General features: G+C 38.7%; 16 protein-coding genes and 1 pseudogene. 12 read left to right on the plus strand and 5 right to left on the minus strand.

Annotated elements, in window-relative coordinates; genetic code table 11:
* Positions 1 to 425: 425 nt before the first annotated feature.
* From HEQ36_RS16235 to HEQ36_RS16255, 5 genes and pseudogenes are all read left to right on the plus strand, one after another.
* Positions 426 to 1,247 (plus strand): annotated as a pseudogene (locus HEQ36_RS16235) (DUF1565 domain-containing protein); the annotation flags it as partial.
* A gap of 480 nt (positions 1,248 to 1,727) precedes the next feature.
* The gene (locus tag HEQ36_RS16240) at positions 1,728 to 2,381 is read left to right on the plus strand and encodes a COP23 domain-containing protein (protein WP_053539506.1); all 654 of its coding nucleotides are present in this window, start codon (positions 1,728 to 1,730) and stop codon (positions 2,379 to 2,381) included.
* A gap of 104 nt (positions 2,382 to 2,485) precedes the next feature.
* Positions 2,486 to 3,160, plus strand: coding sequence for a COP23 domain-containing protein (locus HEQ36_RS16245; protein WP_053539505.1), 675 nt, complete (start codon positions 2,486 to 2,488; stop codon positions 3,158 to 3,160).
* A gap of 528 nt (positions 3,161 to 3,688) precedes the next feature.
* Positions 3,689 to 4,516, plus strand: coding sequence for a serine protease (locus tag HEQ36_RS16250; protein WP_053539504.1), 828 nt, complete (start codon positions 3,689 to 3,691; stop codon positions 4,514 to 4,516).
* A gap of 71 nt (positions 4,517 to 4,587) precedes the next feature.
* A complete protein-coding gene (locus tag HEQ36_RS16255) occupies positions 4,588 to 6,507 on the plus strand; it encodes a tetratricopeptide repeat-containing serine protease family protein (RefSeq protein WP_233455553.1) in 1,920 nt (639 codons plus the stop codon).
* Positions 6,508 to 6,519: 12 nt separating this feature from the next.
* Here the strand turns inward: HEQ36_RS16255 and HEQ36_RS16260 are convergent, their stop codons facing one another.
* From HEQ36_RS16260 to HEQ36_RS16270, 3 genes are all read right to left on the minus strand, one after another.
* On the minus strand, positions 6,520 to 7,056 hold the full coding sequence (locus HEQ36_RS16260) for a peroxiredoxin (RefSeq protein WP_053539503.1): 537 nt from the start codon (positions 7,054 to 7,056) through the stop codon (positions 6,520 to 6,522).
* Between the two features lie 44 nt (positions 7,057 to 7,100).
* Entirely contained in the window at positions 7,101 to 7,712 is a 612-nt protein-coding gene (locus HEQ36_RS16265) for a peroxiredoxin (RefSeq protein WP_168636733.1), read from the minus strand.
* 163 nt (positions 7,713 to 7,875) lie between these two features.
* A complete protein-coding gene (locus HEQ36_RS16270; protein ID WP_053539501.1) occupies positions 7,876 to 8,313 on the minus strand; it encodes a hypothetical protein in 438 nt (145 codons plus the stop codon).
* Between the two features lie 582 nt (positions 8,314 to 8,895).
* Here HEQ36_RS16270 and HEQ36_RS16275 point away from each other — a divergent pair.
* Positions 8,896 to 10,302: a hypothetical protein gene (locus tag HEQ36_RS16275; protein ID WP_168636732.1), complete on the plus strand. Its 1,407-nt coding sequence runs from the start codon at positions 8,896 to 8,898 to the stop codon at positions 10,300 to 10,302.
* 286 nt (positions 10,303 to 10,588) lie between these two features.
* On the plus strand, positions 10,589 to 12,148 hold the full coding sequence (locus HEQ36_RS16280; RefSeq protein WP_168636731.1) for a tetratricopeptide repeat protein: 1,560 nt from the start codon (positions 10,589 to 10,591) through the stop codon (positions 12,146 to 12,148).
* Positions 12,149 to 12,726: 578 nt separating this feature from the next.
* On the opposite strand, the gene polA is transcribed toward HEQ36_RS16280, so the two are convergent.
* Complete coding sequence (gene polA, locus HEQ36_RS16285; protein ID WP_205748599.1) at positions 12,727 to 15,630, minus strand: DNA polymerase I; 2,904 nt, start codon at positions 15,628 to 15,630, stop codon at positions 12,727 to 12,729.
* Positions 15,631 to 16,635: 1,005 nt separating this feature from the next.
* Here polA and HEQ36_RS16290 point away from each other — a divergent pair.
* Both HEQ36_RS16290 and HEQ36_RS16295 read left to right on the plus strand, forming a co-directional pair.
* Positions 16,636 to 17,085, plus strand: coding sequence for an AAA family ATPase (locus tag HEQ36_RS16290; protein ID WP_290708068.1), 450 nt, complete (start codon positions 16,636 to 16,638; stop codon positions 17,083 to 17,085).
* Positions 17,086 to 17,179: 94 nt separating this feature from the next.
* Positions 17,180 to 18,022 carry a Cof-type HAD-IIB family hydrolase gene (locus HEQ36_RS16295; RefSeq protein WP_168636729.1) on the plus strand — a complete coding sequence of 281 codons (843 nt, stop codon included), beginning with the start codon at positions 17,180 to 17,182 and terminating at the stop codon, positions 18,020 to 18,022.
* A gap of 223 nt (positions 18,023 to 18,245) precedes the next feature.
* Here HEQ36_RS16295 and HEQ36_RS16300 read toward each other — a convergent pair whose 3' ends face one another.
* Complete coding sequence (locus HEQ36_RS16300; RefSeq protein WP_168636728.1) at positions 18,246 to 19,058, minus strand: DALR anticodon-binding domain-containing protein; 813 nt, start codon at positions 19,056 to 19,058, stop codon at positions 18,246 to 18,248.
* 373 nt (positions 19,059 to 19,431) lie between these two features.
* Here HEQ36_RS16300 and HEQ36_RS16305 point away from each other — a divergent pair, with 373 nt between their 5' ends.
* From HEQ36_RS16305 to HEQ36_RS16315, 3 genes are all read left to right on the plus strand, one after another.
* Entirely contained in the window at positions 19,432 to 20,151 is a 720-nt protein-coding gene (locus tag HEQ36_RS16305; protein WP_027401051.1) for a Crp/Fnr family transcriptional regulator, read from the plus strand.
* 539 nt (positions 20,152 to 20,690) lie between these two features.
* Positions 20,691 to 22,175: a glycosyl hydrolase family 57 gene (locus tag HEQ36_RS16310; RefSeq protein WP_168636727.1), complete on the plus strand. Its 1,485-nt coding sequence runs from the start codon at positions 20,691 to 20,693 to the stop codon at positions 22,173 to 22,175.
* A gap of 1,834 nt (positions 22,176 to 24,009) precedes the next feature.
* Positions 24,010 to 25,176: a pyridoxal phosphate-dependent aminotransferase gene (locus HEQ36_RS16315; RefSeq protein WP_168636726.1), complete on the plus strand. Its 1,167-nt coding sequence runs from the start codon at positions 24,010 to 24,012 to the stop codon at positions 25,174 to 25,176.
* Positions 25,177 to 25,191 lie beyond the last annotated feature (15 nt).

A 25,191-nucleotide genomic window follows, 5' to 3' on the forward strand; every position in this document is an offset into this window, starting at 1 on the left:
GACTGGGAATGAGATGACTTGAGTTCTTTGCGGGATAGAGGTTTTACGTTAAGTTGACACCAATGGCTATCGCTCAACCCAACCTACACAATTTCATTGTTTGAGCTTAACCGACAAGTATTGACCTACAACCAACCTGCTAGATTTTTTTTTGTTTCATAAGCATTTCCTGAGTTGCTCAAACCGGGGATTTTGGGATTATCAACGGAATGACGGGGATTTTAGCAACTAATCCGGATCAGGTGTATATAAGTAATGTATATGTATAACTTTGAGATTATCCTAGTATTTATGGTTTAATTTTTAATAAATAAAGATATACTCATCAAATCAAGGAGTTATTTATGAGCAGTCGGTTTAGATCAAAAACCTCTTGGTTCGTGACGACATTAGCCGTATCCAGTTCCCTAATTGTCACATTCCCAGTACAAGCCGAATTGCCTCCCGTTGCCCAAGTAATTTATGTTGACCCTGTTAATGGTTTAAATGCTGCTGAAGCTGGAACATCAGCAAACCCCTATAAAACCATTACTTCTGCCCTCAGTCAAGCCAAAGCGGGTACAGTTATTCAATTAGCTCCTGGTAATTATAGCAACGAATCATTCCCCATATTACTCAAACCAGGCGTAACATTACGGGGTGATGAATCCAGCAGGGGTGAGAGAGTAGTTATTTCCGGTGGTGGTGATTATATCAGTCGCACCTTCGCTAAACAGAATATTACTATCCTGACAAATCAAGATACCACAATCGAAGGTGTAACCGTCACCAACACCAATCAAAGGGGTACAGGTGTATGGGTAGAATCAACTAACCCAACGATCAAAAACAGTACCTTTACTAACAATGCTAGAGACGGAGTTTTTGTTACAGGTACAGGAAATCCTAAAATTGAAAATAACAGATTTGTACAAAACAGCGCCAACGGTATTTCCCTAACCAAATCAAGCCAGGGAGAAGTTCGTAATAATTTATTTCAGAATAACGGCTTTGGTTTAGCCATTGGTAATACTTCCGCGCCCTTGCTAACAGAAAATCAAATCGTTCAAAACAAAGATGGTATAGTGATTTCCGAATCCGCTAAACCTTCAGTGCGTAAAAATACAATTCAGAACAACACTCGGGATGGTGTTGTTCTCATTCATGATGCTTTACCTGATTTGGGGACTAGTAATAACCCAGGTGGCAATGTCATTGCTAATAATGGTCGTTATAACTTCAACAATGCTACGAAAAACAACACCATGTTTGATGTCACAACGACAGAAACACCAGATCCTTCGCAAAACGCTGATTTATCAGCCGATGATCCTAACATAGCACTGCTAAAAAAATGGGAACTAACACCTATAGCCTGTAACCCTGGTAGCGAAGTCGTCACCATCATCATGAGTAGCAGACGATACTGCATTACGCCCCATCCTGACTTAACAGCTAAACGTTACCAATATAATCAGGCTACTGGTAACCTCAAAGCTTTAGCAGATTCCCCTACATCTACTTCGTCTCGGAGAAAAGGGGGTTTATAGAGACATCCGGTAAGCGGGTTAGGGAGAGGTTTACCAGAGGGGTTTAATATTGGTTAAACCATGAACCGTTTTCAGTATACACAAACAAAATATCTCTCAAACCCTAATTTCTCCGTGACCTCTGTGCCTCTGTGGTTCGTGCGTAAATCAGATCCAGAACAGCTTATCTCCTCCCATTTTTAACATTTAAGAAGTCTTATGAAACATCAATTGAAAACAGCGATGATAGCGGCAACTTTAGCCCTCTCCAGCATTTTTGCCTTGGGGTCTACAGTTCAAGCTTTCCCAAAAGTAGATAATAGTGTTAATTCAGATGTAGATCCGTCGGAGGAATCCTATACAGGAACTCAATTCACCTGTGTACCTGACGGAAATGGTAACGTAGCCACCGTTGGTCAGCGAGCTGGTGGAGAACCAATCCCTGTCATTATCTGGACTTCAGATAGTTCCAAGTATTTTGGCAAGAAAGTTAGTCCTCAAAGCCGTTGCCAAATCGTGACAGAAAGATTTAATCAGGCTGTAGCTGAAAGTGGTGGTAGCCTCAAAGATGTTGTGTTGATGAACGGTCAAGTCGGAAGTAAAACCGTCATTTGCGTAGTTTCTATTAATGACACTGGTTGTGATGGCAATAATACTCTGTTTACCTTCAACCCGAAAAATGCCAAGAAGGCAGACCAAATTCTTGCCCAAATCGTGCAAATCAGTCGTGAGGGTTCCAGTGCCGGCGTAATTCGGGAAACAAAAGGTCGTGTCCAGGTGAGATTGAAGGATTTGCTAACCATGAATGCCAATCACCCACTCCGGCAAACCAGAAGAAACCCTCCTGCTCAAAATAACCCCGGTGGTTTGTAATTATCAACATCCTGCTAATAAAGTCTAGAGAAAACTAGACATTTACATCAGTCAGGAACTGGAAAAGTCTCATTTCTTCTTCTTTTTAACATTTAGGGAGTCTTATGAAATATCAATTAAAAACAGCGATTGTAGTTGCCACTTTAGCCATATCTAGCATTGTTGGTTTGGGAGATACGGTTCAAGCCTTACCACCAGTGGATAATACAATTGATAATAGTAACAGTAGTGCGATGCCAGATGTAGAACCATCGGAGGTAGCCAACACTGGGACTAAATTTACCTGCGTCCCCCAGGGTGATGGTAGCGTGGCTACGGTTGGTCAGCGACCCGGTGGTCAGCCAATCCCTGTCATTATCTGGACTTCAGCAGCTTCAAAGTATTTTGGTGAGAAATTTACTCCCCAAGGTCGTTGCCAAATCGTGACACCAAAATTAAATCAAGCTGTAGCTGAAAGTGGTGGTAGCCTCAAGGATGTTGTGTTGATGACCGGTCGAGTTAACAATAAAACTGTCATTTGCGTAGTTTCAGCAAATGACACTGGTTGCAATGGACGCAATACTCTGTTTACACTGAAACCAGAAAATGCCAAGAAGGCAGACCAAGTTCTTGCCCAAATCATGCAAATCAGTCGTGAAGGTTCTAGCGCAGGTTCCGTCCGTGAAACACAAGGTCGTGTACAGATCAAATTGAAAGATGTGTTAACAAGAAACCGTAATCTCTCTGGTCGGCAACCGGCAAAGACACCTGCCGTTCAAGATAACTCCCGTGGTTTGTAATTATTAACTCAAGTTGCTAGTAAGTAATTGGACAAAAATATTTACAGTCATTGCGAGGGAAGGGAAGCAATCACAACCCTTGGAATTGCTTCATTTCACTTCGTTCCATATGGCTAACGCCACGCTGCGCTAATGCAATGACATTGTGTAATTAATTTTGTCTCACTACTTACACTGCGGTGTAAGTGAATGAACCATTTTCAAGCCTTGTAATCAATCAAACTTTCGGAGCTTTTAATAGTCATATTATTTACGCCAACCTGTACTAGTAGTTCGTCAAATTTATTTTGACGGGTAATGATGGTAATGATGATCGGAAAAAACTTCTGTTCTTCCCTCCCCTACCTCCCCCACCTCCCCTACCTCCCCCACCTCCCCCACCCCCCCCACCTCCCCTGGGTTAGGGAGAGGTGCGGGGAAAAAGGGGTATTCCTGTAATTAGGGAACAGATGAAATTCTGATATTTTCCCTAATTAATAATATACAATTGGTAAGCATGATTTAATCCACATTATTTGAATATTAATCATGTTTTCTCCCATAGCTCGCAGGTTGTTTTTAATATTTATTACGACGGTTTGTGTGATTCAGTTGTATGCCCATTCCACCCCAGTAGTTTTAGGTGCTACATCCGAGCCTGATGTTACCGCAGCCAAAATTGCCAATCAGGTAACTGTGAGGATTTTAACTCAATCTGGTTCTGGCTCAGGGGTGGTCATTAAACGTGAAGGGCAAACTTATACAGTATTGACAAATAATCATGTAGTTGCTGATAGTCCTGAAGATGGTTATGGCATTTTGACTGCTGATGGTAAGATTTACCAGGGGCAACAAGTCAATGGCATGAATACGAAAAAATTGGACTTAGCCCTGGTAAAATTTACTAGTACACAGGATTATCAAGTAGTAAAATTGCCAAAGTCAAAAGCTATTTCTGAGGGAGAAACAGTATACGCCTCTGGTTTTCCAGCTTGGCATTTTGTCTTCAAAGGCAAGAAGATCACTAAAATGGAAGAAACCCGAAATTGGGGAGTTAAAGCCTTTCAAGTCAAACCTGGAACTATTAAAATGCAGATTACTAAAACTCTCCCTGGAGGTTATCAATTAGGCAACACTAATGATATCTTTCAAGGGATGAGTGGGGGACCTGCCTTAAATCAGCAAGGTGAACTAATTGGTATTAATGGGCTGTTAAAGTATCCTTTTCAAGGTATTGAGGCTTTTACTTTTACCGATGGGACTATACCAAAAGAAGAAGATTATTTGCAAATGGAATCTCTCAGTTGGGCTATTCCTATTGACAATGTTCTTGCTTTTCTCGAAGAACAAGAAATTGTCAAGGAAGATAAAACATAGTTACTAGAATTTACAAGAAGACTCAGAATCAGAATATGAATTTATATTTTACCAGGGTAAATTATACCATCTTGACTACGACAGTAATCGCAACTATTGTAATTTCTCTACCAACATCTGCTGCTGATACTGTTAGTACCCAAAAGATTGCTCAAATTGCTAAAAGCACCTCAGTCCAAATTAATGCAGGGGGTGATCTTACTCCCGGCGGTTCAGGAGTCATTATTTCTAAACAAGGTAATACTTACACTGTACTCACAGCTAATCATGTGGTGTGTGATGATTTAGGCCGGGCAGGAAAAATTACTTGCGCTACAGATACTACTTATTCTATACGCACAAATGCGGGTAAAGATTATCCTGTCAAAGATATTAAAGTATTACAGCAAACTAGAAATGACGCAGATTTAGCTATAGCTACTTTTGTGGCTACAGAAGATTATCCTATTGCGACTTTAGGAAACTCTGATCAAATGGTAGAGGGTGCAGATGTCTTTGTTGGTGGGTTTCCAGCCGTATTTGATAAAGTTGGATCTGCCAGAGACTTTGCTTTCACTACGGGAATAGTTGTTTCTCGTGCCAGTAATGCCATTAATGGCTATGGTTTGATTTACGATGCTAGAACCATAACTGGTAATAGTGGCGGTCCTGTGTTTGATATTGCTGGTAGAGTTGTGGCCATTCACGGGTTAGCTGATACTTCAGGTAAGAATAAAACAGAAACGGGAGCAGTGGTAACACAGAAAACAGGATTTAATGCGGGGATTCCTATTAATACTTTTTTAGCTACAAGTGAGCCAATTATTAAAAACACCCCCATCAAGAAGGATAATAGTTCTACTAGTGAAAGTCCTGCTACCCGTTTAAACAATCCTCAGTCAGCAAGAGACTTTTATGCCAGGGGTATTACTAAACTAGATCAATATAATTATCAGGACGCAGCGGCAGATTTTACTCAAGCAATTAAGCTTGATCCTAAATACATAGAAGCATTCTTTAAAAGGGGATACTCATACACATGGGTCAGCAAACATCAAGAAGCTCTTACAGATTTTAACCAAGTTATTATTCTTGATCCTAACTACTTAGATGGCTACCTCAACCGGGGCTGGAGTCAGATTTTATTACAAAATGATCAAGCAGCCCTTGAGGATTTTAACCGAGCAATTCGTCTCAACCCTAACTATGCTGCTGCCTATGCCCATCAGGGTATGGCTTATATTAAATTAGGAAAGTATCAAGCGGCGCTGGAATCTTCCAAACAAGCTATTCGTCTTGATCCTCACAATAGTTATGGGTACACAATTCAAGCAGATGTGTTTAACAACTTGAAAGACTATCCAGCAGCTATAAAAGTGTCAACTCTAGCTATTCTTATTGATCCTGATGATTTTAATGCTTACATTAACCGCGCCATAGCCTACACTGTAACTGGTAATTATCAAAATGCACTTGCAGATTATCAAAAATCCGCAGAAATATTTAATAGGCGTTATGTTAAAAAATCTGCGCCTGAAGCAGAGGGAAATCCTAAACCAACTTCTAATTCTCAAGCAGAAGCAAAGCCAAAACCAACTTCTAACTCTTCCATTGATGCTAATGTAGAGTTAATTAAAAGCTGGGAATTAACTAATGTTTCCTGTGATTCTGGGGAAAAGTTAGTCACAATTATGATTGATGGTAAACAATATTGTGTTAGTCCTCATCCTAGTTTAATTCAGAAAAGTTATCAATACAATCGGGGTACAGGTAGGTTAGAATCTTTGACTAAAGTACAGGAAAATCCAAAACCAACTTCCCAGATTGCCACTGATGCCAATGTAGAGTTAATTAAAAGCTGGGAATTAACTAATGTTTCCTGTACCTCTGGGGAAAAGTTAGTCACAATTATGATTGATGGTAAACGATATTGTGTTAGTCCTCATCCTAGTTTAATTCGGGAAAGTTATCAATACAATCGGGGTACAGGTAGGTTAGGAGCTTTTAATTAAACTGCGTCCTATTCAATTATATTTTTCCAAAAGTGTCTCTATACTGGCATTATGATCTAAAAAGGAAAATAAATGTCTGTAGAGCAGTTTGCCATCTTTATCTAATACAAATTGTGCTGGTAAGGGCGCTCCCAATGCTTGTCCAGTTTTATAAGTACGAAATGTATGGCAACTGGAATCACTTAATAATGGCATTTTTAGGCCCAAGTCTTGAACTATTATTTGACTTTGCTTTTTGTCGGTGCTGGTAATTAATAAAATTTCAATTCCCCGATTTTTAAACTGTTCATAGTTCTCATTTAAAGCTTGAATATGGGGATAACAAAATGGACAATATTGCTTTTCGGTAAATATTCTGGTAAAGGCAATTATTACAGGTTGTTTACCGCGAAAATCAGATAGCTTAACTACAGCATTATTAGTGATATCTGATAGTTTAAAATCTGGTGTGCCTACACCCAATCTAAAATTATCTAGCGCTGGTATGGGTAGAAAATTATGGAAAAATCGCTCATTAAATAAGCCAGTAAAATCAGTTGAAGTCAGCATAAAAAATTCAAAATTAGAAGTTTAATTACCAAATTTCCTATTCTCTAAATATCAGCAAAGTAAATTTTAGACTTCACCGGATCAGGATTCATGGTTTTGTCTCCAGGTTGCCAGTTAACAGGACAAACTTCATCAATATGGGACTGAACGTGCTGAATTGCTTGTAATGTTCGCAGGGCTTCATCTACGTTGCGACCAAAGGCTAAGTTATTAATAGTGGAGTGTTGCAGAATACCATCTTTGTCTACGATGAATAAACCCCGCAAAGCAATACCAGCGTTTGGGTCAAGAACGTTGTAAGCGGCACTAATTTCTTTTTTGATGTCGGAAACTAGGGGATAATTTATATCACCGACTCCACCAGATTTACGATCTGTTTGAATCCAAGCGAGGTGGGAAAATTCACTATCAACGGAAATACCCAATATCTCTGTATTTAGTTGGCTAAATTCTGGGTAGCGATCGCTAAATGCTGTTACTTCAGTTGGACAAACAAAGGTAAAATCTAAGGGATAGAACAACAGAAGAACATATCTACCACGATAATCAGACAATTTAATTGACTTAAACTCTTGATCTACTACGCTTGTTGCTGTAAAGTCGGGAGCTTGTTGACCAATACGGAGACATCCCTCTGTTCTATAGGTAAGTGTCATATTTTCGGCTGAATTAGGGACTTTTTAACTCAATATCATCAATAATAAATTATATCACGAAGCAGGATATCTGCAAGTTGGCTTTTAGGGATATGCGCTCCCGTAGCCTACGTGGAAGCGCATCTAAAGACCGAAAGACTAACTTCTATTTTTGGTGCAAATCCTAATTATTCGCATACTTACCAATCACTTGAGCTAAATCTGGTACTGCTTCTTGTACGTGCTTTTCTGCGGAATTACGGAATTTTTCGTAAGTTCCTCGCACAAGTTGGCGTTTCGTATTTTTAACCCTGGCATCGGTTACGCTCAATAGCGCATTTGCAGTGCGACCACTATTTGCTGTGAGATATTTTACTGGTTCACCATGTTGCACTCCTTCACTCCAGATGGGATCAATTGCAGTTAAGCAAACTGGGAGGAGGGACTCAATAACATTGGGGATATAACCCGGTTGAATTCCCTTCAGTGCAGCAAAGGCGGCTTTTAGGGCTATGCCACTCATGCCTGACTTAGATGCTAGTTGTACGTCTATCATGGTGCAGCAGTCTTGGACAATTAAGTCCTTATGACTAGAATTCATTATTTCTTCACTCAGTCCCATTTTAATACTCCTACGTATCAAATTGCTTGACTTATTATTCTATAAGTAGTTGGATAAAATTAAATTCATTCCTAGAGTCAGGGAACAGGGAAGACTCAATTTTCCAGACTTGATATTACCAATTAATTTCCCTGTTCCCAGTTCCCAAACATAAAAACTGAAGATAAGTAGGTGAACACAATAAAACCAAACTGTGTAAAGAAACGTAAAATCGCCCAAACCCTCTTCACTCTTGCCTCTTCACTCTTGCCTCTTGCCTCTTGCCTTTTGCCTTGCCATAACGACAATTTTCAACGCCAACCTACTTATTATTAATTCCCCTGTTGAACTTATCCCCTGGAGAAGTTATTATATATGGGAATAAGATGCGTCTTGGCAATGGCAAAATAGTCTAAAAAATAAAAAATAGTTCAGAAGACACCGATTTCAGGAGTTAATCAATTTTACCTTGAGTATCATTATTCCCCCGTCTCTCAGTAGATGATACTGTGGGATATTAACTTCACGATTGGGATAACCCCTGAATTCTTTGTTGATAAAATTTCTATTCAACTTTCACTGATCAGAATCAACCATAACAGTATGTCTTACGTATCTCTCCTAAAAAACATACCAGAAATATTCGGACAACCAACGGGAATAGCTGCCATAGCCTCCCTTGGTATCCACGGTGCTATTGCCTTGATTGTGCCATTAATGCCAGTTAACTCTAATCACTCTTCTAAAACTGACTCACCCAAAGCAGTCGGATTAATAGAATTGAGCGCGGCTGATCAAAGCCGATTACCACAACCTCCTAGTACATCCCAGGTAGCTTTACAGCAACCCCAATTACCCCTACAGCAACAACTACCAGGTATTAATTTGAGTAGTCCATTAACTAGCTATCCCCCTTTACAACCGGAATTATCTAGTCAGTCGGTATTACCAGCTATTCCGAGTTCGCCAACCAACTTGAACCTGTCTTATCTACCCAGTAGGCAATCTATTGAAAGATTGACTCGCAATGATTTACAAATAGCAATGTCTAGATTGCCAGCCAGAAGTACATATACTCCCCCAACCGCTTCGACCTCTCCTTTTGTCAATAATTTAGATCAGCAAATACGAGAAACTGCACCTCTAGGTATTAATAAGTTGCCAGAACTGCGACAAAGTAATGAAATACCAGGAGAACCACTAAATAATCCATCTGCTGAAGCCATTGATATTGGCAGTACAACAGCAGCGGGTATTTCAGCACCACAAACAGTGGAATCAGGAAATAATGCCATTAAAGTCCCTCAATATGGGGAAAAATTAGCTTTAACAGATAATTCTCAGGGAAAATCACCAGCAATCATCACAAATGAATCTGCATCAAAAGGTAAACGAACGGAACAATTACTGGCTAAACTGAATTCTTACAATACTCTTAGACAAAATATTCGTCAAGAATACCCCAATGTAAAAGAGAAAGGGGTAATTCGTGAAACCATCTCTACAGATACACCTGAGATGGAAGGAACAGTTGTGGGTAGATTAGTTGTAGATGCAGATGGTAAGGTCTTAGATATTAAGTTCCAAGCAGGAGCAGAATCACCGCAGCTACAATCTAAGGTTAGAGAATTTTTCATCGCCAATCCACCTCAAGCTGATAAGCAGTTAATTAGTTCTTATCCTTTCCAACTGAAGTTCCAAAATAATCCCAATGCTACAGGCGTAAGTTCTAAGATTCAACCTCCCGCTACTTCAAATACAGAAAAGGTATTTGAACCTCAAATCAAACCTTCAGTAACTCCCAACTCTCAAAAATTACCTGAACCTCAAATCAAACCTTCAGTAACTCCCAACTCTCAAAAATTACCCCCTGAGACTCCACCGGTAAATAATCTTGGTTCTATCACGTCAGCAACACCCAACAGTGATGCTCCCGCTGTCTCTACTGAATCTAGTAAAAAACTTATTCAAACCCTACGCCAAATCAAGGAAAAAAGAAAAAATCCTTAGCACCATGATCAAAAATTTGGTGCGTTACCCTGTCGTTCTATGCTTTACACACCCTAGTAGTCTGTCAACCCGAAAATGACGGGTGAGGGCAAGCAGGGGTAGGGGAGGTTGGGGAGGTAGGGGAGGTTGGGGGGGTAGGGGAGGGAAGAACAGAAGTTTTTTCCGATCATTACCCGTCAAAATAAATTTGACGAACTACTAGATATGTTTGAACCGGATTTATATAGATTTGTAAGGGTTTGGCAGTGTTAAACCCTTGCATAAAAAGACCACAGAAATATTGTACATGGATTGGATTACTCTCTTGCGATCGCTACAATCTGACTTCCTGAAAAGGTTAACATCTGGTTGTCTACTTCATTGTCAAATAGAAGGTCAACATAGTGAATTAACTATTATTTCTGGTGAGAGATTAAAAGCATTACGGGAATTTTGCTGGTTAATGGCGGAAAAATATAAACGCACTTCTCCAGTCCGTGATGTTTTTATTAATAATCTTAAAGGTAAATTAGGCGAGGAAGTTGTTAAGGAAAGATTAGCTAATTTCATTACGGAAGTAGATTATGAAAAACGCTTTGGTGGTGATGGTAAAAGTGATTTTACACTCACTGCTAATTCTGCCATTGGCGTTGAAGTCAAATCTCGGCACGGTAGTATTGATAGAGTGAGATGGTCAGTTAGTGCCGAAGAAGTGGAAAAAAATGCAGTAATTGTCTGTATTTTGATTCAAGAAGAAGTCAATGAAGCACAATCTGCATATCATCTTTTTTTAGCTGGATTTCTACCCACGCAAATGATTAAATTGAAAACTGGGAAAATTTCCTTTGGGATTAATCAATTATTGTATGGTGGTGGTCTATTTTCCTATTTAGAACAATTTCCAATCTCAGCAAATTCTTATCCATCTAATTTATCTCAAAGTCAAATAATTAAACCCCAATCTACACCTGTTGATTTAACTATTTTTTATTTAGATCTTGGTGATGAATATTTCCAAAAAGGCGAGTATGCAGCAGCAATTAATAGTTATAATCAAGCCTTACTGTTTAATAATAGTGATGCTGACATTTATTATAAACTAGGCTTAGTTAATTATCAATTAGGTGAGTATCACACAGCAATTACTAACTATAGTCAGGCAATAAATATTAATATCAATCATCTGCAAGCATATCATCAAATAGGTTTGACACATTATCAAATAGGGAATTATCAAATAGCTATAGAAGCTTATACCCAAGCGATTATAATTAATCCCCATATTGCGATTAATTATAAAAATCGTGCTGATGTTCGCTCTCATATTGGTGATACTCAAGGAGCAATTGAAGATTATAATCAAGCAATTAAGCTGAATCCTGATTATATTACCACACAGAAAGATAGACAAATATCTCGTTACCTATTAGATGATCAACAGAAATCACAGCCAGTAATTAATATTGATTTTGATGATGCTATTGGGTATAAAAATCGTGGATATGATCGGTTTGAATTAGGAGATTGTGAAGGAGCAATTGCTGACTATACCCAAGCCATTCAAATTAATCCTGATGATATTGATACTTATTATTGTCGGGGTAATGCTCATTTCGATTTAGGAAAATATGCAGCAGCAATCACCGATTATACTCAAGTAGTGAAAATGAACTCTCACTATATCAATGCTTATTATAACCGAGGAAACGCCCTATTAGAAATTGCAGACAAACAAGGAGCAGTAGCAGATTTTCATAAAGCCGCAGATTTATATTGGCAAGAAGGAAAATTAGCAGAATATCAAGATATAAAAGCTAGAATAATAGAATTAGAAATAGAAGCATCTTTAGATATTTTAAATTTTTAATCCCAATTTCATGAAGTCGGGGATCTCAACCTCTCGATATTTACAAAAATATCACTCAATCTCTTAATTGAGTCGCGCAAAAAAGAAGATGCGGGGGTTGACAATTGATTTTAAATTTGTTATCATAAAATAGATGAGGAAGAACTATCATAAAATAATTATAGTTGGAAGGAAACCCAACACATAATTTTTGCCGTTACAAAAAATGTAACCAGGTTCGATATAAGTTTAAGGTATGCTAACCTACTTAGAGATTAGAGGATGTTTGAAAAGTATCAGAATTAATCGAGATTCCCCCAACCCTCGGATGCTTTGCTACGGTGTAAGTAGGTGAGCGTTAAAAATTGTCGTTGGGGGAAGGCAGGGGGAAAGAGTTTGGGTAATTTATTTTTTGGTGTTCCCTTATTCCTCCTTTGTGGGAGACGCTATGGGAGATTATAGAGATTAAAAGATTGGGCGGATTAGGTTGTTTGCTATGATAAAAGTTACTAAAATCTGTGAAATCAGCGCAATCCGTCTAATCCGTGATTCAGACCCTTTTCCCCTCGTAATGCTTATGATCCGCAATTCTAACCTACTTACTTAGTTTCCATCCAATTATCCCCTGCATGAATATCAACAACTAAAGGCACAGATAAAGAAACAGCATTTTCCATCACCGACTTAATTTGTGGTTGCAATTCTTCCCATTCTTGGGGAGGAACTTCAAACACTAATTCATCATGAACTTGCAACAACAACCGCGCTTGATATTTCTTCAGAACTTCATGCAATTGCACCATTGCTATTTTGATAATATCTGCACTAGAACCTTGAATTGGTGCATTAGCAGCAGAACGGAGTAACCCAGCATCATATTGACCTAAATTCTTTAATTTCTGTAAATTGATATCTTCTAACTTACTACCTTTTAACTGCCGTAAACTATTACTAGTAAACTCAAAATAACGTCGTCTACCCAAAAGAGTTTCCACATAACCATAGGCGATCGCTTCTTTTTTCACCTTCTCCAAATATGCAAAAACATTGGCATATCTTTCATTAAATCGCTCAATAAATAACTTCGCATCTATCGGATTTATCCCCGTTTCTCTAGCGAATTTTTGCGCTCCCATCCCATAAATTACTCCGAAATTAATCGTCTTCGCAAAACGCCGTTCATCTGAAGAAATATCTTCTTTCTCAAAGACTAATTTTGCCGTCACAGTATGAATATCTTCATTTTGCTGATAAGCTTGAATTAACACAGGTTCTTGACTCAAATGCGCCAAAATCCTTAACTCAATTTGTGAGTAATCAGCAGCTACCATAAACCAACCTGATTCCGGTAAAAAAGCTTTTCTAATTTGGCGGCTAAAAGCAGTGCGAATCGGGATATTTTGTAAATTGGGATGAGAAGAAGATAACCTACCTGTAGAAGTTGCAGTTTGGTTAAAATCAGTATGTAATCTTTGACTTTTGGGATGTACCAAAGCTGGTAAAGCATCTACATAGGTAGATTTTAATTTTGACAAAGTCCGATTTTCAATAATGGCTTCCACAAATCCAGTATTATCAACTCCTTGGAGTTTTTCTAAAGTTGCTGCGTCTGTAGAATAACCAGTTTGAATTTTGCGAGAATATTTGGTACTCAAGCCTAATTTATCGAAAAGAATATGACTCAATTGTTTAGGAGAACCTAAGTTAAATTTTTCTCCAGCAATTTCAGTAGCTATTATTTCTAACTTGGCTAATTCTATTTCTAATTGCTGTGAAAGTTCTTGCAGATAATCTGAATTAATCCGAACTCCTGTATATTCAACTTCCGCTAAAACTTCCTCTAATGGTTGTTCAACTTCATTTAATAGTTTATATAAAGTTGGAGTTTCTACTAACTTTTCCCGTAATTTCGAGACTAATGCAAATGTAGAATAAACATCCATTCCGCAATAATCAGCAACCGCAGCAATACTAATATCAGCGATAGTCTTTCCTTTAGGAACTAAATCTCCATAGCTTTTCGCACTCAATCCCAAATATCGCAAAGATAAATCACTTAAATTATGACTACTATCGGGATTAATCAAATAACTGGCTAACATCGTATCAAAAACCACTCCAGCCAAATTAATGCCTTGACACCGCAGAATTAACCGATCAAATTTAGCATTTTGTAAAGCCTTGGGATAATCAGCACTTTCCAAAATCGGACGCAGTGCTTCTAATACTAAATCTCGACTTAAATTATCGCCGATTTTATGACCAATGGGAATATAAGCAAGTTCATCTGATTCCGTTCCCCAACAGCAACCAATTCCCACCAAATCCGCATCTCGTGGTTCTAAAGCAGTAGTTTCTGTATCCCAAGCAACGGGGTTTTCTGGATTTGTGAATTTTCTTAAAAGTTTTACCAATTCTGTTAATTTAGCTTCTGTATTAATAATGCGTGGTTGAATTGGTGAAGCATTTTGTTTTATTTCTTGTGCTGTATCATCTGCACTAAAAAACCATAAATCATCATCTGTTTCTGCTGTGATTTCCGCTACCTTATTTTCTACAACTTCTCCGCCAAATTTTTGTTGTATTTCATTAATTGTCTCTAAAAATCTTTTAAACTCTAATTTCTCTAAAATCGGAATCAGCAAGTTATTATCAAAACCCGTTAATTGACAATCTTCTAAATCAACTTCTAAGGGAACATCACAAACTATCTTAGCTAAATAACGAGATTTTTCTGCGTCTTCTTTACCAGTAATTAGTTTTTTCTGAGTTGCACCTTTAATATCATCTATAGCTGCATAAATTTCTTCCAAAGAATTATAAGTATTTAATAATTGAACTGCTGTTTTTTCCCCAATTCCTTTAACTCCGGGAATATTATCTGATTTGTCACCACATAAGGCTTTAAAATCAACAATTTGTGTAGGTAATACTCCTAATTTCTCTTTTACTTCTTCGGCTCTAAATTCAGCAATACTATTTGTAGAACGTTTTAATGCTTCGGGAGAGAAGTTTAAAACAGTAATTTCTTTATCAGCATCAATTAGTTGAAATAAATCCCTATCCCCGGAAAGTATTTTAACTCGATATCCAGAGGTAGCGGCTTTTTGTGCCAATGTTCCTAGTACATCATCTGCTTCATAACCAGGTGCAGTGAGTATGGGTAAATTCAAGCTTTGTAATAACTCATAGAGGTTTTCTAAGTCGGGAATAAAGTCTTCTGGAGTTTCCGCACGTCCAGCCTTGTAAGTATCATCAGCTTCATGACGGAAAGTAGGTAAAGCCAAATCAAAAGCTACAGCTATAGCTTGCGGCTGTTGTGTGGCTATTACCTCTAGCAAACATTTAATAAAACCGAAACAAACACTGGTGGGGATACCAGCTTTTGTGCGAAGTCCTCCGTCTCTACCTTTAGCAAAAGCAAAGTAGGAACGAAAAGCTAGAGAATGTCCATCTACAAGGATGAATATGGGTTTGTTGATCACGGAAGAATTAAAAGTCAACTGCTTAACCAAATTAGAAACTTATTACATTCTAATTTTTTTTCTCCAGATTTAATATGCAACATAGTAGTCTATCAACCCGAAAATGACGGGTGAAGGCAAGCAGGGGGAGGAGGGAAGAACAGAAGTTTTTTGGCGTTGCTGAATCGAGGTATGAAATTTCCAAATTGAACCTTTAAAAATCTTACCTCAGTGCGTCTACTCTTCGAGATCACGAAGCGTGATTGCGCCTTTGCGTGAGACTAAAATTTATACCCTTAATCAGCAACGCCGTTTTTTCCGATCATTACCCGTCAAAATAAATTTGACGAACTAATAAGAGACTTCCAAATAAAAAAATGTCCCAAAACTGATGCAGAAATTCTCTCTCTGTGTACTCTGTGCCTCTGTGGTTCGTTTCTTAGGATAATTTATTTCTTGGAAGTCTCTAAGTAATTGGACAAAAATATTTACAGTCATCGCGAGCGAAGGGAAGCAATCGCAAGGGTTGTGATTGCTTCATTTCACTTCGTTCCATATGGCTAACGCCACGCTGCGCTAACGCAATGACATTGTGTAATTAATTCTGTCTCACTACTTATACAACCGAAAATCATCCTTTAATCCATGAAACGTCCTATTTGTCAATAGTATATTTGTTCTACATAATTTCTGAGATAATTCCTGTCTAAAAATTCGTCTCAGAACTTGCTATTAATTAGTAAAGTTTTGTATTATTTTTCAGAATTTATTTCTCAAATAACCATAAATAAGGGCTTTTGAAGATAACCTTCTCAGACTTATAAAAAATTGACAGTAAAAAACCAATTATGAAATTCTTGATAATCCTACCAAATTGCTGAAAGTATTGCAAGCTCGTTGCTAAATAAAAATTATTCTCAATTAATTCTTAAGAAAATCTAAAGGTGAATTATCATAAGTTATGAATATTAAAAGTATTACCATCTTTACATAATTTTTACTTATACTGTTAAATTTTGTGATAACTTCCTTACCATTAATCAGGTGTTGATAAAATACAGCAACGCTTGGGTTGCTTTTCTGTTTCCAGTTCTAGGAATAATTTTATTATGCTACAAAAAGAATAATGCGACTTTGAATGTTGATTTTCAAGATTTATCAGATGGTGAAAAATGCTTTTTTCTTTGTGCTGTGGTATTAGCTGCTAATAAATTCTATAGACTAATTTTCTGTTTTTGGGATGAACCTGATAATTATCTTTCTCTATCAGAAGTAGGTCATTTCACCAAATCTCTACAACGTTCATTTAAAAATAGTGGACAAATTTTAGTAACTTCTCATAATCCTGAAGCAATTAGAGAATTCTCTGATGAAAATACCTTTTTCCTAGATCGAAAAAGTCACTTAGAACCAACTTTAATTAGATTGCTTAGTGAGATACCCAGTAGTGGTGATCTGATCAATGCTTTAATTTGTGGAGACATAGAATTATGAGTGTAGACTTATCATCATTTCCCTTATAATCAAGTTTACGCAAGTAAGTCTCTACTGTTAATTTTTTACTGGAACTTCAATTTTTGGGGAATTTATGCACAAAGCACCTGCTGAAGTGAGTGATATTAAACTGTTGGTTTTAGATATAGACGGGACAATTGCTGGACATTCCAATACTCTCAGTCATATTGTCAAGGAAGTGATTGCTGCTGTACAAGCAAAGGGAATTAAAGTTGCTATAGCAACAGGAAGAATGTATTGTTCGGCTTTGCGGTTTCATCAGGAAATTGGATCTACACTGCCTTTAGTAGCTTATCAAGGCGCTTGGATTCAAGATCCAAATACTCAGGAAATTCACCGTCATTTATCTGTGTCTAGAGAAATTGCCTTACAACTACTAGAATACTTTGAACAGCCAGATTTGCGATCGCTCCTCTCCGTGCATTTTTACATCAACGACCAACTTTATGTCCGAGAAATTACCAAAGAAACGGAAAATTATCAACAACGCTGTGGTGTAAACGCCATTCCCGTCGGTGATTTACGTCAACTATTAGATCATGCACCCACTAAAATTTTAGCCTTATGTGATGACGCAAACTTAATTCAACAACTTTTGGCTAATTTACGCCGCAGATATCAACCCACAGAATTATATATAACAACATCTGTCGCTACTTTCTTGGAAGCAGCTAATACTCATGTTAATAAAGGCAATGCTGTCCGCTATCTAGCAGAAGAAATACTAGGTTTAGAAAGTCATCATGTCATGACTATTGGTGATAATTTCAATGATGTAGAAATGCTCAGTTATGCTGGCATTAGTGTCGCCATGGGTGACGCACCAGCCGAAGTGCAAGCGATCGCTCACTGGGTAGCACCTAGTGTAGAATTAGATGGTGCAGCCATAGCAATGGAAAAATTCTTACTTAATTAAAACTCTACACATAAGAAAAGACACCGACGACTGGCCGTGTTTCGTCTCGGTGTCCTTCCTAATTTCGCTCCTCACACACCTGCGATTTTATGCGGAGATATTTATTTTGTCAAGATAATTTCTCAAAGATTTTGTAAAGTTGGTGTGAATATCAATAAATCGCAAAACCTGTAGGGGCGCAGGCCCTGCGCCCTCGATTGCATTGCATCCTGGCGATAACCGCTTAAAGTTCCACAGGTGCAACAATTCCCAACTTGTCCTCTAACACACACCTTAAAACCAACTGAGTTGCTATCAGCAATCCCAAGCGAGCTTGAGCTAATTCTGGATCATGAATTTTCACTTCCCCCCAAATCCGACAATTACACCAAAACCGCTCAAAAGCTTGACTTAAATTCCCACCTGCCTTTTCCCAGTCAATAGAACTACTATCAGCACAAACCAAATCATCTACCACCTTAACTAATTGATAAATTAGAAACCTCTCATCCAAGTGATCAAGAAGAAGTTTCTGCTCACAATTTAGCAACCGTATAGAGTTGACAGCCGTAAAACCATTAAAATCTGTCCTATCAAGTTCAATCAATCCTTCATTCTGTCCTAAGCGCAGCAAAGAACAGCAGCGGGAATGAGCATATTGAATTGCAAAAACCTTTAATGAACTTAATGAAGTTGGTAATTGGTCATCTAAAAAATTATTCACCAAATCTCCAGTTTTTTTGGCAACTATTAAATTTTGTAACCAAGCAGCTAAAGTAGAGTCCATGAGTTCTATATAAATCTCACCGGGGGGAACTACTTTCACCCTAAATAAACTATCACTGTTTTGGGATAAATGTCCGGCAATACTTTCGGCAAGCGTGGCGATAGCTCCAGCACCGTCCATAACTGTTAAATTCTGAGATTTTGATATTCTCATAGCCACACCAGAGATATATAAAATTTTTTGATTATATCCTCCTTGGTAGAGAGGAACTTTTATCCCTTTTATGCCTGTAATTTCCTCCTTATTAGTAAAAATACTGAGAGAAGACATTAAATACCCAGCTATTAACTGTTTAACTGCTTTATTTTGCCCAAAAAGTAGTCTATGCGACACGTATCCTTTTGTAAAAAAATTATGGTGTGCATCATTTTATCCTGTTCCATCTACCTTGAGATAGAAGTTTACTGATGTCGGGAAAAATGAGAGTAGGATGAAATTTGATAAATAATGTATAAAAAATGGGTAATCTTTACTACCCTTGTTGTACAGTAGGAAGTATAAGAAAAAATAGAGAGCAATTTAGCTTTCTATCCCATTGGAGGGCTGGCGCTGTTAGGCGTTATGCCTACCCCGTTAACACAAAGACACTCCTTGCACTTTTCTTATCAAGTCTTTGTTTTCAGCCAATAGCTCTTTGTTACCTATGCAATCTCCATCTTCCTTTTCCGAAGCTTCGCGTCCTTTCTTAACCTGGCAACGTATTCTTGACTGGGCCCAAGAACACTACCGCTGCCGCACCTTCAGTAAAGACGAGCGCATTCCAGCTAGACCTGGTTTGCTCTATTTAGTCCAAAGAGGTGCTATCCGCATGGTAGGAACTGCCCAAGTCAGTGCTACTGCTAGTCAGTTAACATCTAGACGCATTAACAGAACACCCGAAGAAGCCTTCTTGGGTTTTGTGGGAGCAGGACAACCTTTTGAAATTGTTGCTCAATCTCCATTCACCCTCCAGTCCTACGCCCACGTTGACCAAACAGCAGTGCTGTGGATGTACTGGCATGACCTAGACAACTGGCCTCACTTCCGCCGTGAAGTTATGGATGCTTTTAGATATCAGCACCAGCGCAAGTTGTTATGGTTGAGCGCTTTAGGACAACGTCGTACAATTGACCGACTCTTAGGATTCCTCACCCTACTGATTGAGGAATATGGAGAGCCTTCAATGAGCGAAACCGATCCTGATGTCATTCGTGGTTATTGCTTACCCTTCCCCCTTACCCATGCTCAAATTGGCAGCGCCATTGGTTCAACCCGTGTTACTGTCACTCGTTTAATGGGTAAATTACGTCAACGTGGCTTAATCCTTACCCAAGGAGATAATCTGATTTGCCTACCCGCTGAATCTATCAATAGAGCCAGCTAGAACGTAGTTCAAATCTCTAATGAGCAGTAGATTGATAGATGTTAACTGAGAGCTTGCCACTCTCGGACACACCAATGACAGGTATTAGCGGATTCTAACTAATCCAAGTTGGGTAATTAGTTCTGTCAGCCTGCTCCTCATCTTCACCAATCTGTTTGACCACCACAAGCAGATTTTGGGTAATCGGGTATGAAATGCAATACGTCTGGGACGAAAAGTTCTCTAGTGCCTTCATCAAGAACGCGGCACTGATAACGCTAGATCGGCAAATTGGGGCCACCCACCTGGTTCCAATTATTGATCTTGGCTGTGTAATATGAATATTTATCTGGGAATATTTCAAACTTTTAAGATCAGTTTTCTCTTCGTCCTAAAAATGCTTAAGTAGGGTTTGCACCAAAAAGTTGTCTGTGAGGGCTAGAAGTATGGCTAACGCCACCCTGCGCTATCAGGACGTAGGGGGGGAGTGAATAACTACGCATAAATTGCCAATTTCGGTGCAAGATTGTTAGTTATACATTATGTTTGAGGCATTATGAATGTTTAAATTACCAAATATACCTACATTACCCGAAATTATTGATGATCTGCCAAATATCTGCGGTTGGGAAAAGGAAGTGTTGACTGTAGTTAACCACAATGAACCTATTTTTTTACCGATTACTAATCTGAAATTAGCAGATATTAATGCAGTATTTGCGATCGCTCTACATATGCACCAACCCACTATCCCAGCCGGGAATAATGGTGCATTAATCAGCAATTTGCAATATATGTTTACACATCAGCAAGAGGGAGATAACCACAATGCTGCCCCTTTTGCTAGTTGTTATAGTCGCATGGGAGATTTTATTCCTGAATTAGTTGCACAAGGTTGTAATCCCCGTGTGATGTTGGATTATTCTGGTAATCTTTTATGGGGATTGGTACAAATGGGCAGAAGTGATATTCTAGATAATCTCAAACACATCACTTGCAATCCTACCTACCAACCCTATGTGGAATGGTTGGGGACTATGTGGAGTCATGCCGTCATCCCTTCCACACCTATAGCAGATATTAAACTACACATTATCGCTTGGCAACATTATTTTGCGGCAATTTTCGGATGGGAAGCATTAGCAAGAGTCAAAGGATTTTCCCCTCCAGAAATGCACTTACCAAACCATCCAGATACCTTATTTGCATTTATTAAAGCATTGAAAGAATGTGGTTATCGTTGGTTATTAGTGCAAGAACATACTGTAGAAACAATTAATGGTCAGCCTTTAAATTCTAAACATTTACCCCATCGGTTAATAGCTCGCAATTCCTACGGAGAAGAAATTAGTATTACTGCATTGATTAAAACCCAAGGTTCAGATACTAAATTAGTTGCCCAAATGCAGCCATATTATGAAGCCAAAACTTTATCTAAACAAAAATTAGGTGATGTTGTTGTACCCCCCATAGTTAGTCAAATAGGTGATGGTGAAAATGGTGGTGTAATGATGAACGAATTTCCCGGCGGTTTTCAACGAGCTTGGGGGGATATGGTGCAAAATGGGGGAGGTAAAACTGGTGTTGTTGGTGTTTGCGGTACAGAATATTTAGAATTATTAGCAGCAGCAGGTTGTCAACCCGAAGACTTTCCTATTTGTCAAGCAAGTGGGCAACATCAAATCTGGGCGCAAATTGCCGAAGATAATTATCAACCAGATGTTGTAGAAAATGTGATTCAAGAACTGAAAAAAAAACACCCCAATTTTCATATTGATGGGGCATCATGGACTAATCATATTAGTTGGGTGCAAGGATACGAAAATGTTTTATCTCCCATGTACAAATTGAGCAATTTATTTCATGAGAAATTCGACGATTTATTATCAGAGCAATCCAGTGTAAATTTGACTCAAGACAGTCACTACCGCCAACTACTATTACATAATCTCTTATTACAAACTAGCTGTTTTCGTTATTGGGGGCAAGGTATTTGGACAGACTACGCCCAGGAAATTTACCGCCGGGGAGAGAAATTACTTTAAGAGTTGGTGATTTTTATTTGTTTGAATCGGGATATTCAGGATGTTATTGGATGATGTTTGGTGGGGGGTTGGTGATTCTTATTTGTCTGAATCAGGATTTCCAGGATATTCAGGATTTACAGGATGTTATTGGATGATGTTTGGTGGGGGGTTGGTGATTCTTATTTGTCTGAATCAGGATTTCCAGGATATTCAGGATTTACAGGATGTTATTGGATGATGTTTGGTGGGGGGTTGGTGATTCTTATTTGTCTGAATCAGGATTTCCAGGATATTCAGGATTTACAGGATGTTATTGGATGATGTTTGGTGGGGGGTTGGTGATTCTTATTTGTCTGAATCAGGATTTCCAGGATATTCAGGATTTACAGGATGTTATTGGATGATGTTTGGTGGGGGGTTGGTGATTCTTATTTGTCTGAATCAGGATTTCCAGGATATTCAGGATTTACAGGATGTTATTGGATGATGTTTGGTGGGGGGTTGGTGATTCTTATTTGTCTGAATCAGGATTTCCAGGATATTCAGGATTTACAGGATGTTATTGGATGATGTTTGGTGGGGGGTTGGTGATTCTTATTTGTCTGAATCAGGATTTCCAGGATATTCAGGATTTACAGGATGTTATTGGATGATGTTTGGTGGGGGGTTGGTGATTCTTATTTGTCTGAATCAGGATTTCCAGGATATTCAGGATTTACAGGATGTTATTGGATGATGTTTGGTGGGGGGTTGGTGATTCTTATTTGTCTGAATCAGGATTTCCAGGATATTCAGGTAATGATAATATCATAATCTTGTATATCCTTTAATCCTGTACTTCTACTTCGCTCAGTAACCAGATATCCTGATTCCGACAATCCAAAAATTTACTATAAGTAGGTGAACACAATAAAACCAAACTGTGTAAAGAAATGTAAAATCGCCCAAACCCTCTTCACTCTTGCCTCTTGCCTTTTGCCTTTTGCCTTGCCATAACGACAATTTTCAACACCAACCTACTTAGTGACATACTCCACACACTCCCTTTCAGGTGAGTGTGGGCAACGAGCGCGACTCTTCTATGAAGACATTAACTGAGCTTTAAGACCGTGTGTCACACGGTTCTTTGGTTAAGCCAAACAATTAGCTTTTATTTTGATAGGCTGCTTTTGGTGCATTTAATTGAGTTACACCTAGTGTTGAAAATTATATCAAATATTTGAAAAAAAATCAAGAAAGTGTTCATTCCGCACTTCGTGCCGCTTCGCTAACATCGCCCAACAACACTGATTAAGCTGCGCTTAATTTTGTTCGTTGGGCAATTCCTGACTCGCGCGTATTGTATTCATCTCATCACTTCCCTATCGGGTAGGTGAGAGGCTTCTACTGTTTAAGCTAAACACGGTTCAGACATGGACTTTTACAAAATTACGAAAAACCTCAAGTCGTCTCATTCCCAGTCTCTGACTGGGAATGAATTCTAGAAGGCTCTGCCTTCAATGATATTAGAGGCAGAGCCTCATCAACTGCATTCCTAGTCTCTGACTAGGAACGAGATGTGGTAGGGATTTGAGCTTAAGTTGACACATATCAGCTTTTGCTTTACCCCTACTACACATCTGGGTTCTTTGTCATTTGGCAAAAGTTTAAATCTCACCCGTGTTTAGTATATATATGCGCGGACAGATTTCTACTAATAACATAAGTGTAAACCAAAATTTTCGTCTTGTCAAGTCTTGAAGTAAATTAAATTGTCCCCATCTGGGAGAGAAAAGAATTTAGAAAGGGCAAATCTCGGATATGATTCTGGGATATCCTTAGATAGAAAGGATATTGGCGAAATTAAAGTAGAATGAAGCTGGCAGCAAGAGTAAGTCAGGTAACACCCTCCATCACTTTAGCCATCGCAGCTAAAGCTAAGGCTATGAAAGCCGAGGGGATAGATGTTTGTAGTTTTAGCGCGGGTGAACCGGATTTTGACACCCCAGCGCATATCAAAGCCGCAGCCGCAAAGGCTTTGGATGAAGGTAAAACCAAGTATGGTCCAGCCGCTGGTGAACCAAAATTACGGGAAGCGATCGCACACAAGCTGAAAAATGATAATGGTCTTAATTATAAGTCAGAGAATGTCCTTGTCACCAATGGCGGTAAGCATTCTCTGTATAATTTGATTGTGGCACTTATTGACCCAGGTGATGAGGTGATTATTCCTTCACCCTACTGGTTAAGTTATCCCGAAATGGTGACATTAGTTGGTGGTAAGTCGGTGATTGTGGAAACAGATGCTTCCACTGGCTACAAAATCACCCCAGAACAGCTAAAAAAAGCTATTACCCCAAAAACAAAGTTGTTTGTCCTTAATTCCCCTTCTAACCCCACGGGAATGGTCTACACGCCGGGGGAAATCAAAGCCTTGGCGCAGGTAATAGTTGATGCAGATATCTATGTTGTATCTGACGAGATTTATGAAAAGATTCTCTATGATGGTGTAGAACATATCAGCATAGGTTCTTTAGGTGAGGAAATCTTTTCTCGCACCTTAATTAGTAACGGTTTCGCTAAAGGTTACTCCATGACCGGTTGGCGTTTGGGTTATTTAGCTGGACCTGTGGAAATTATCAAAGCCGCCAGCAATATCCAAGGACATAGTACATCAAATGTGTGTACTTTTGCTCAATATGGAGCGATCGCCGCTTTAGAAAGTTCCCAAGACTGTGTAGAGGAAATGCGTCAAGCTTTCGCTAAACGTCGTCAGGTAATGTTTGAAAGACTCAAAGCTATTCCGGGTTTGAGTACCGCTAAACCAGACGGTGCATTTTACCTCTTCCCTGATATCAGCAAAACCGGCTTGAAATCCCTGGAATTTTGTGATGCTTTATTAGCAGAACATCAAGTTGCACTTATTCCCGGTGTTGCTTTCGGCGCTGATAAAAATATTCGTCTTTCCTACGCTACTGATATGACGACAATTGAAAAGGGAATGGATAGATTAGAGAAATTCGTCCGTTCTCGGATTTAGCATAATTTCTAATTC

Origin of the sequence: Anabaena sp. 54, from assembly GCF_017355725.1 — a bacterium.
Lineage (GTDB): Bacteria > Cyanobacteriota > Cyanobacteriia > Cyanobacteriales > Nostocaceae > Dolichospermum > Dolichospermum heterosporum.

Coding starts and splice junctions, on each gene's coding strand:
- HEQ36_RS16240 (WP_053539506.1), top strand. CDS start 1,728: ATGAAACATCAATTGAAAACAGCGATGATAGCGGCAACTTTAGCCCTC.
- HEQ36_RS16245 (WP_053539505.1), top strand. CDS start 2,486: ATGAAATATCAATTAAAAACAGCGATTGTAGTTGCCACTTTAGCCATA.
- HEQ36_RS16250 (WP_053539504.1), top strand. CDS start 3,689: ATGTTTTCTCCCATAGCTCGCAGGTTGTTTTTAATATTTATTACGACG.
- HEQ36_RS16260 (WP_053539503.1), bottom strand. CDS start 7,056: ATGCTGACTTCAACTGATTTTACTGGCTTATTTAATGAGCGATTTTTC.
- HEQ36_RS16265 (WP_168636733.1), bottom strand. CDS start 7,712: ATGACACTTACCTATAGAACAGAGGGATGTCTCCGTATTGGTCAACAA.
- HEQ36_RS16270 (WP_053539501.1), bottom strand. CDS start 8,313: ATGGGACTGAGTGAAGAAATAATGAATTCTAGTCATAAGGACTTAATT.
- HEQ36_RS16275 (WP_168636732.1), top strand. CDS start 8,896: ATGTCTTACGTATCTCTCCTAAAAAACATACCAGAAATATTCGGACAA.
- HEQ36_RS16280 (WP_168636731.1), top strand. CDS start 10,589: ATGGATTGGATTACTCTCTTGCGATCGCTACAATCTGACTTCCTGAAA.
- HEQ36_RS16295 (WP_168636729.1), top strand. CDS start 17,180: ATGCACAAAGCACCTGCTGAAGTGAGTGATATTAAACTGTTGGTTTTA.
- HEQ36_RS16300 (WP_168636728.1), bottom strand. CDS start 19,058: ATGTCTTCTCTCAGTATTTTTACTAATAAGGAGGAAATTACAGGCATA.
- HEQ36_RS16305 (WP_027401051.1), top strand. CDS start 19,432: ATGCAATCTCCATCTTCCTTTTCCGAAGCTTCGCGTCCTTTCTTAACC.
- HEQ36_RS16310 (WP_168636727.1), top strand. CDS start 20,691: ATGTTTAAATTACCAAATATACCTACATTACCCGAAATTATTGATGAT.
- HEQ36_RS16315 (WP_168636726.1), top strand. CDS start 24,010: ATGAAGCTGGCAGCAAGAGTAAGTCAGGTAACACCCTCCATCACTTTA.